The 8,074-nt window shown below is 64.1% G+C and carries 11 protein-coding genes, 1 rRNA gene and 1 pseudogene; 4 read left to right on the forward strand and 9 right to left on the reverse strand.

The features are described 5' to 3' along the window. The 5 genes and pseudogenes from DFQ14_RS21730 to DFQ14_RS21520 form a co-directional block, all read right to left on the reverse strand. Positions 1–775, reverse strand: a pseudogene (locus tag DFQ14_RS21730) (hypothetical protein); the annotation flags it as partial. Between the two features lie 17 nt (positions 776–792). Then, positions 793–1,416 (reverse strand): DUF3558 family protein, encoded by a 624-nt coding sequence (locus DFQ14_RS21505; protein ID WP_158546749.1) that lies wholly within the window; start codon positions 1,414–1,416, stop codon positions 793–795. Between the two features lie 5 nt (positions 1,417–1,421). Beyond that, the gene (locus DFQ14_RS21510) at positions 1,422–1,760 is read right to left on the reverse strand and encodes a hypothetical protein (RefSeq protein WP_114455164.1); all 339 of its coding nucleotides are present in this window, start codon (positions 1,758–1,760) and stop codon (positions 1,422–1,424) included. 323 nt (positions 1,761–2,083) lie between these two features. After that, positions 2,084–2,536 carry a hypothetical protein gene (locus DFQ14_RS21515; RefSeq protein ID WP_114455165.1) on the reverse strand — a complete coding sequence of 151 codons (453 nt, stop codon included), beginning with the start codon at positions 2,534–2,536 and terminating at the stop codon, positions 2,084–2,086. After that, positions 2,524–2,841, reverse strand: a complete 318-nt coding sequence (locus DFQ14_RS21520) for an HC3 family zinc finger protein (RefSeq protein ID WP_114455166.1) — start codon at positions 2,839–2,841, stop codon at positions 2,524–2,526. The genes DFQ14_RS21515 and DFQ14_RS21520 overlap by 13 nt, the downstream gene beginning before the upstream one ends. A 105-nt stretch (positions 2,842–2,946) precedes the next feature. On the opposite strand from DFQ14_RS21520, the gene DFQ14_RS21525 reads away from it, so the two are divergent. Together DFQ14_RS21525 and DFQ14_RS21530 are read left to right on the forward strand one after the other, a co-directional pair. Continuing rightward, positions 2,947–3,783, forward strand: coding sequence for a helix-turn-helix domain-containing protein (locus tag DFQ14_RS21525; protein ID WP_114455167.1), 837 nt, complete (start codon positions 2,947–2,949; stop codon positions 3,781–3,783). An 11-nt stretch (positions 3,784–3,794) separates the two neighbouring features. Beyond that, the gene (locus DFQ14_RS21530; RefSeq protein WP_246195874.1) at positions 3,795–4,001 is read left to right on the forward strand and encodes a DUF397 domain-containing protein; all 207 of its coding nucleotides are present in this window, start codon (positions 3,795–3,797) and stop codon (positions 3,999–4,001) included. 25 nt (positions 4,002–4,026) lie between these two features. On the opposite strand, the gene DFQ14_RS21535 is transcribed toward DFQ14_RS21530, so the two are convergent. Further along, complete coding sequence (locus tag DFQ14_RS21535) at positions 4,027–4,554, reverse strand: nitroreductase family protein (protein ID WP_114455173.1); 528 nt, start codon at positions 4,552–4,554, stop codon at positions 4,027–4,029. Positions 4,555–4,614: 60 nt separating this feature from the next. Beyond that, on the reverse strand, positions 4,615–4,959 hold the full coding sequence (locus DFQ14_RS21540) for a hypothetical protein (protein WP_114455169.1): 345 nt from the start codon (positions 4,957–4,959) through the stop codon (positions 4,615–4,617). A 270-nt stretch (positions 4,960–5,229) separates the two neighbouring features. On the opposite strand from DFQ14_RS21540, the gene DFQ14_RS21545 reads away from it, so the two are divergent. Together DFQ14_RS21545 and DFQ14_RS21550 are read left to right on the forward strand one after the other, a co-directional pair. Continuing rightward, positions 5,230–5,808, forward strand: coding sequence for a TetR/AcrR family transcriptional regulator (locus tag DFQ14_RS21545; protein WP_420810216.1), 579 nt, complete (start codon positions 5,230–5,232; stop codon positions 5,806–5,808). Between the two features lie 87 nt (positions 5,809–5,895). After that, positions 5,896–6,369: a YbaK/EbsC family protein gene (locus tag DFQ14_RS21550; RefSeq protein WP_179951638.1), complete on the forward strand. Its 474-nt coding sequence runs from the start codon at positions 5,896–5,898 to the stop codon at positions 6,367–6,369. A 102-nt stretch (positions 6,370–6,471) separates the two neighbouring features. Here the strand turns inward: DFQ14_RS21550 and thiI are convergent, their stop codons facing one another. Together thiI and DFQ14_RS21560 are read right to left on the reverse strand one after the other, a co-directional pair. Beyond that, positions 6,472–7,671 (reverse strand): tRNA uracil 4-sulfurtransferase ThiI, encoded by a 1,200-nt coding sequence (thiI, locus tag DFQ14_RS21555; protein ID WP_114455172.1) that lies wholly within the window; start codon positions 7,669–7,671, stop codon positions 6,472–6,474. Positions 7,672–7,864: 193 nt separating this feature from the next. Then, positions 7,865–8,074: ribosomal RNA gene (locus DFQ14_RS21560) — 23S ribosomal RNA — on the reverse strand; the annotation flags it as partial.

Here is an 8,074-nt window from a genome sequence, read left to right on the forward strand (position 1 = left end):
CCGGCACCGAACCCCCCGACGGAGAATACGACCCACCAGCCGCAACACCCCCACCCGAGGACCACACCGACGACGACCCCGCCGCAGCAGAACCATTCATCTGCGGCGTCGAGCTGTAACCGGCACCCGCCATCGCACCGGCGGCGCTGCCGCCGTACTGCTGCGGCTGCTGCGGGGGCGGCGCCGATTCCTGGGTGGGCTGCTTGAACTCGGGAGTGCGCACGACAACGTCGTCGGTCTGCGACCCGTAGCGACGCATGACGGAGTCGGCCTCGTCGTTGGTGGCCTGGAACCGCTCCAGACGCTCCTCGTAGTCGCTCATCGCATCACCGAGAAGCGGAACATTGTCGATGCCGTAGTCCTCGACCCAGCCCTTCTGCGGGACCTTGATCTGGGCCATCCGACCATCCGACAGCTTATCTCCCTCGTTCGGGATCGCACCGAAGGTCTCGTTCTGATGACCGGCCTGCGCCTGCAGGGCATCGCTCACGGTCCGTGCTGTGTTTGCAGCCTTCTCCGCATGCGGCTTGATCTCGGCAATCGACGCGTTCGCAGCGTCGGCCGTGCGACCGTAGTGCGCCGCCTCGGCCTTGTTCAGAGCATCCTCGATATCCTCGGCTATCTCCAGGAATACACCAGCCGACGCTTTTAATCTGTCTGCAGCGCGGCTTGTCGGAGCAGGCAGACTGACAGCATCGGGTGAACCGGCCATCTGCGCCCGCGCATGCTCCGCACGGCTCGCGTGCATGCAGGCATTACCCTTGGTCGGAGCCATTGACTACACCCCCACAATCATTGCGCCGCAGGCCACGACGGCACCGACAACTCAAAAGCCTTCTTCGCCATGCCACACGGGTCGACCTTGCCCGTATCCTCGGCATTGAGACGTGCGTATGCCATTACCACTTGGTTTTCCTTCGAAGCCAAGAAGACAGCACAGCTTCCACCCACCATCGGATCATTTTTATTAGCCCGGACAGCTGGATGTTCTGCAATCCTCAACTTCTCAAAGTCAGAATATTCTGAAGAGTTATTATAGTATTGCTGGATCGACCGACCATTGAAGGCCGTAATCGAAACCTTCGTTGCACCACTCCCCGGGCTTTCCCATTCGCACGAGTCCGGCGACTTTGGGGCAGTCAGTTTGGACTCTTTCTTTCCTGTGGGGTTAAGCCCGAGCGTCGTGGCTGCCTCGGAGGAGAGCAGGCTGCATACGCTCATCGCTGTCGCATCTTTCGGATTGGCGATCACCGGTGCCGCCGATCCTGATGGGGCCGTGGTAGGCAATTGCCTTCCACTTTGATCGGACGGAGTCCCAGCTCCCGACCCTCCAGAGCATGCCGTCAAGGCAACCGTCAGTAGCAGTCCCGCTCCCAGCACAGCAGTCCGGTGAAACCTGGCTAATTGGATGCTCACAGTGCTCAGGCCTGCCCTTCGAGTCGCTGCCCGTCCACGGCCGCGTTGTCATCGGCACGCGCGTACTCGCCCAATACAGCCCGGTACGCATCGATCTTCTCCTGCAGCTTCGTGTAAATCGCATCAGCTGAACTCTGCAGAGATCCGTCGCCCCCGGTCATGCGCTTCTGGAACATTTGCCGCGCCCGAAGCGTGCTGACGTCCTTGGCGGTCAGTTCCCCCGGTTCCATCGACAGCGCTTCCTGACCAAGCTGTTCCGCCCTGTCCCTGATGTCTTCGAGCTTTTTGATGGCGGCCATGAGCGCGTCGCGGTCGACGCCGAAACCACCCTGTGCTTGAGTCACGCGTACCTCCCCCGTGCGGACGTGATCACCGGTCGGGCACATCCTGCACGACCACGACACCGAACGTCAGCAGAACCGGCATACCGGAACTATGACGATCGACACTCTAACGTGGCCTCTCGCTTACCCTCCGCTCACCCGAACGGCGCAGCACCGGAGCACAGCCCGGAATAGTGCCGTGAGCACACTCCACAAAGGCGACATCCGGCGACAGCCACCCGAGATCGAACAGCAAAAAGGGTCGGCATCGCGGCATGGTGCTGCAATGCCGACCCTCGAATGGTCCGGAGTGGATTCTTACCGGTATTCACACATGGGCCCGGTCAGCAAGCGTGGAAGACCAGGTCGACGCGGAACTCCTCGAACGGGTGGATCAGCCGGTGGCGGCCGACGTATCCGGACTCGGTGGGCTCGCTGCGGGACACGGGTTCCTCCCGCAGTTGTCCGGGCTCCAACACGCGCGGCCTCTGATCGATGCCTTCCGGCCAGGTCGGCCGCGGCCAGGCGATCCCACCTGAGGTGGTCTCCGCCTCGAATTCGCAGCCGCGCAACGGCGCGATATCCCCGTACCACTCCTGCGCGACCGACTCCTCCGGCAGGCACAGCTGCCATACGGTCAACGTTCCCGGCCCCGCGTGCGCATGCTGCCCGCTGCCGCCGCGCAACGGCAACACCCCGGCCAGCGCCACCACGGCAGCAAGCACGCTCGCGCCGACAGACATCCCACCCAGCGGTGAGACAAGCACGAACAGCGGTTCCCCGATCACCGCGGCCACCGCCGATCCGCATCCCGACGCGCTCGCTCTCCTGCCTGCGCGCGCCGTTCACGTTCGCGCTGCTCACGCTGACGCGCCACCTGATCATCCCGGCGAGCCACGGCCTGTGCCCAGCACTCATCGCAGGTCGGCAGCAACCAATCCACCTCGGACGGCGCCTGCAGCGTGACACTCAGCCCGCACACCGTGTCCCGTGTCTGCCCCGGACGAGGACGCTCCTCCGGCGACAACGCATGCCGCTCCCCCAGCACCGGCTGCCACCACACCACCGGCCCCTGCCAATCCCCCACCAAACCCTCGTACATCCAAACCTCCTTAACGATCAACTCCCTTCATGACTATAAATCGTAATTTCACAAATTGAAGTCATTCGTTAGGGTGAACTTCGATGTACCGATAAGATCGGTGCCATGGCGAGCCCCACATTGCAGCGCAAGACCCTCGGCGCCGAGCTGCGCAAGCTACGCACGGCTGCCGGCGGCTCGATCGAGCAGGTCGCTGAACTCCTCGGGTGCTCAACCGGCAAGGTCAGCCACATCGAAACGGGACGAAACTCGCCATCCAAGACCGAGCTCATGGTCCTGATGGACCACTACAGCCTGCCCAGCGATCATCGGAAACTCCTCGAAGAAACCCGGCAGGAAGCGCGCAAGCGCGGCTGGTGGTCAACGTATCGACTTCCGAGTTGGTTCCGTGACTACGTCGGCATGGAGACTGATGCGAGCCGGGTCCGCACGTTCGAAATAGAACTCCTGCCCGGACTTCTACAAACCGAGGAGTACATGAGGGCGATCAACGTCCTCGGAAGCCACATCACCGATCCCAGTGAAGTGGAGAGGCAGGTGGCGCTGCGCCTCGAGCGGCAAAAACGGCTGAGAGCCGAAGAGCCACTGGAGGTGACAGCCGTGATCTCGGAGGCTTCACTCGCCAGATGCGCCAGCGATCCCACCCTGGCCATCACCCAGTTCAGCCATCTCGTAGAGGCAGCACAGCAGCCGAACATCCTGCTTCAGGTCCTGCCGTTCAGGACAGGTCTACACAGCTCGATGACCGGCAGCTTTACACTCCTCGACTTCCCACCCGAGACCTGGCCACCTACGGCATATCAGGAATATGCAGTCGGAGGTCACCTGGTGGACGAGCAAGAAGCTGTCTCTGCTCTCAGCACAGTCTTCACCCACTTGCAAGAGCGAGCCCTGAATGTCGAAGACAGCATCAAGCTCATCGAGAACTATGCACAGGCATGAGAGGACTGCCCATGATCACGTGGCAAAAGTCCAGCTATAGCGGCCCAAGCGGAAACTGCGTCGAGGTAGGCTTCACCATCGAGGCGATCGGAGTACGCGACACCAAGGCTCGCCAGGGCGGGCAGCTCACCCTCGCTCCCGCACGCTGGCACTCGTTCCTGACCGCTCTCAAGCACGGCACCTACGACCGCAGAAGAGACCGAAGTCCGGCGTGGTGAACACCTTGGTGTAGCAACGAGATGCTCACTCTCCCTGCCACAGGATGTCCAAGGGGTGACGGCCCGAGGGGATGGCCGACTCCCCGGTCGGCGCCGGAGCGGGATGGCCGAGAGCGATACCGGTGCGGACCCGCCACGGCTCGGCCAGGTCCAGCCGCTCGGCGACCCGATCGGCATTGTGCTCCGGAAAGAACGTGACCGGACAAGAACCGAGCCCGAGGAAGTGTGCCGCGAGCATGATGTTCTGCGCGACCCGCCCGCCGTCGAACTCCGCATCCGCCCCGCTGCGATCCAGAGCCAGCAGCACCACCACAGGCGCGCCCCGCACATGAAGGGCATAAGCCCCGCACCTGCTCAACTCATCACGCACACTGGCATCGCGAACCGTGTGGAACCGCCACGGCTGGCGATTACGCGCCGACCCCGTCCACCGCGCGACCTCCAGGATCCGGTGTAGATCGGTCTCGCTGACGTCCTCATCGGTGAACCAGCGCGTCGCGCGCAACGACGTCAGCGCGCGCAGCGGATCACCCCGGCCGACAGTGTCACTCACCGAGCGCCAGTATCGCCCGGGCCCGGACACAGCCACAAAGCGGACGGTTCACTGCACCCGTCACTCGTCCACCACGCGATGCGCTCCGCATACCTGGCATTCCAACCGCACGAGCAGCCTCCACATGCCCCACTCGTGCCGCTCCAGTTCCCGGAGGAACCGGTGCCCACAAACCTCGCACGCCAACGCAGGCAGTGATTCCGGCACGTCCTCGGCCACCTGCTGCGGGCCGAAAGATCCCTGCAGAACCAGCTCTCCCAGCAGTAGCTGCTCCACCGGTGTCGTGGTCACCCGCAGCGGCCCCCGCGGGTGGGTCTGCCCGTCCCCGGACGCTGCTACGCCATCCGCGGAAAGGTCGGCGCCGAAAAAGCCGAGGTGGTCGGTAGCCGAGGCATCGTTGAACACGTAACTCTCCTCCGTGTCGATGTGCCCACCGCGTATCCATCGCGAGCAGCACAACCGAGGATGGCCGACCAGGGACCCCAGCGTCGTGCCCTTCGTCGAAGGACGCGGCAAACCCTCACGCGGTCGGTCTGCCGGCTACTTGCTCAACCAGCCACCACAAACCCTAAGGAAGACAGACAAGTCTGTCTAATCGGTGTGATTCGACCCCACAACGCCCAGCGCCCTCCGGATACCGAGCTACAGTGAAAACATATGGCTACTGTCGGTGATGTGTCTGCGCGTGCGGGTCCGCGGGAGCGCATTCTGGACACCGCCTATGCGCTGTTCGCCCGGCGCGGGGTCGGCGACGTCGGTGTCGACGAGGTCATCGCCGGCTCCGGGGTGGCCAAGGCCACCCTGTATCGGCATTTCCCGTCCAAAACCGAGTTGGTGCTGGCCTTTCTGGCCGAGCGCGAGCAGCGCTGGACCCGCGAGTTCATCGCCGTCGAATCCGCCCGGCGCGGCGCCACGCCGCAGCAGCAGCTGCTGGCCCTTTTCGACGTGTTCGACGAGTGGTTTCACCGCACCGACTTCGAGGGCTGCTCGTTCATCAACGTGCTGCTGGAAATGCACGGCCACGGCCCCGAGCATCCGCTGGGCCGGGCCAGCGCCCAGTACCTGGACAACATCCGCGCCCTCGTGCGGCAACGGGCCGAACGTGCCGGGCTGACCTGCCCGGCAGAGTTCGCCCACTCCTGGCACATCCTCATGAAAGGTTCCATCGTCGCCGCCGCCGAAGGCGACCGCCACGCCGCCCGCCGCGCCAAACCCATGGCCCACTGCCTCATCCAACAACACAGCACCACCTGACACCACGCCCGCGAGCGCAGCTGTCCGGAGGCTTCGTATCCTGGCGAGGATCAGCCGACGGCAAGGAGGTCACGCGTGGACAGCACGATGCTCCCGGAATGCAGCCAACACGTGGCGCGCGCCCTTGCCGATGCGGGCGTTACCGGCACGATCCGCGAAATGCCGGACTCGACACGCACCGCCGTCGAAGCCGCCGCCGCCCTCGGCTGCGAAGTCGGAGCCATCGCAGGCAGTCTCGTCTTCCGCTCCGGCAACAAGCCGGTCCTGATCCTGTCCAGTGGACGTCATCGTGTCGACACCGAAAAGCTGGCCGCTCACCTGTCCTGGCCACCACTGGAGCGCGCCACCCCCGCGCAGGTGCGAGAAGCCACCGGGCAAGCCATCGGTGGAGTAGCTCCCGTCGGCCATCCCGCACCCCTGCCAACCGTCGTCGATACCGCGCTCGCCGAATATCCGGAAATCTGGGCAGCCGGCGGCACACCCCGCACCATCTTTCCGACCACCCACGGCGAGCTGGTTCACCTCACCGGCGGACACTCGCTGCCCGTGGCCGACGACTGATCCGCACATCGGCGTGGTACACCGGCCACCGCTGTGGCGCCTCACGCCGGGAACCGGGTGCAGCCCCGTCCCCCAGAACCTCAGGGAAGGAACAAAGCGCTGCTAGGAAGCGGGAGCGAGCTCCTCCGGAGACAGCACCTGCACGTTGGTCAGCAGCTTCTCCACCAGCTCGTCGAGATCGAGCCGTCCCTCCAGGCGGGTCAACTGCTCCGGCGTGGAACGCGTGGCCACCCGCGGAGGCATGATCAGCTTGCAGCAATCCTCATCCGGCAAAGCGGAAATCTCGCCCGTACCGACCCGTCGAGCCTCGGCCATGACCTCATCCTTGTCATAACCCAGCAACGGGCGCAGGATCGGCAACGAAGAAGCGGACTCGGTATTGGCGAGATTGCTCAACGTCTGGCTGGAAACCTGCCCCAAGCTGTCCCCCGTGACGAGAGCCTCCGCACCCAGTCGGTGAGCCAGCACGTCTGCTGCGCGCACGATCAACCTGCGCTGCGCCACGATCTGCAACTGCCCGGCACCCGCAGTGGCCAACGACCGCTGCGCAGTGCCGATCGGCACCACATGCAGCCGCATGTCGGGCTGGAACCGGCTGAGCTGACGGACCAGCGCATAAGCCTTGTAACTCGAAGACGGTCCCGTGTACGGCGCGCCGGTGAAATGTACGAAATCGCAGTGCAGTCCCCGTCGCATGGCCCGATACGCGGCAACCGGCGAGTCGAATCCACCGGACAACAGAACCAGGGCGCGGCCGCTGGAACCCACCGGCAGGCCACCCTGCCCGGAATACTTCTCGACGGAGACGAAGACCTCGTTGCGGTCGACCTCGACCATGACCTCGATCCGGGGACTGCCCAAATCGACGGGCCAGCCGAACTCGTCACATACCCGCTGCCCCACATGCGCGGCGAGCTGTTCCGAGGTCAGCGGAAAATCCTTGTTCCTGCGCCTCGCACGGACAGCGAAGCTGTACTCGGTGCTACCTGCATGCCCCGCACCGAACCGCTCATGCAGCATTCGCACCGCGGAAGCCGCAACATCTTCCGGAGTTCTCGGTACACGCAGCGCAGGTTGCACCACACTGATTCCGATAACCTGCCGCGCACGCTCCATCAGCTCCTGCTGCGGCAGCCGGGACGACAACGCCAGCACGCCGGCACGCTGACGGATCCGAAGCGACGCATCGTCGCTCATGGCGTGCTCCACATTGCGCAGCAAATGGCGCTCGAACAAACCGCGGTTCCGCCCCTTGATGGCCAGCTCACCATACTTGAGCAGCACACAAGGCTGGGGCCGCATGTACTTCACCTCCCGGACCGGGCGGGAACCTCTGCGGCTGAATACCCGCCCGCGCCGCAACGCACACGATCAGCACGCAGTGTGCAACAGTCGGCGTAGACATGAAAAATCACCCGGACAGTGCTGGTACAGCACTGTCCGGGCATTACGTAAGAAGATACACCTTGAGAACCCCACAGTGAACGTCGCGAGGTGTGGTAAGCCTCTCGGCCGGTTAGTACCGGTCTGCTACACCTGTTGCCAAGCTTGCACGTCCGGCCTATCAACCCACTCATCGTGTGGGGGCCTTACCCGACCCGAAGGTCGGTGGGAGACCTCATCTCGAAGCCAGCTTCCCGCTTAGATGCTTTCAGCGGTTATCTGTGCCGAACGTAGCCAACCAGCCGTGCCCCTGGCGGGACAA

The sequence above is a fragment of the Halopolyspora algeriensis genome (assembly GCF_003337235.1).
Taxonomy (GTDB): Bacteria; Actinomycetota; Actinomycetes; order Mycobacteriales; family Pseudonocardiaceae; genus Haloactinomyces; species Haloactinomyces algeriensis.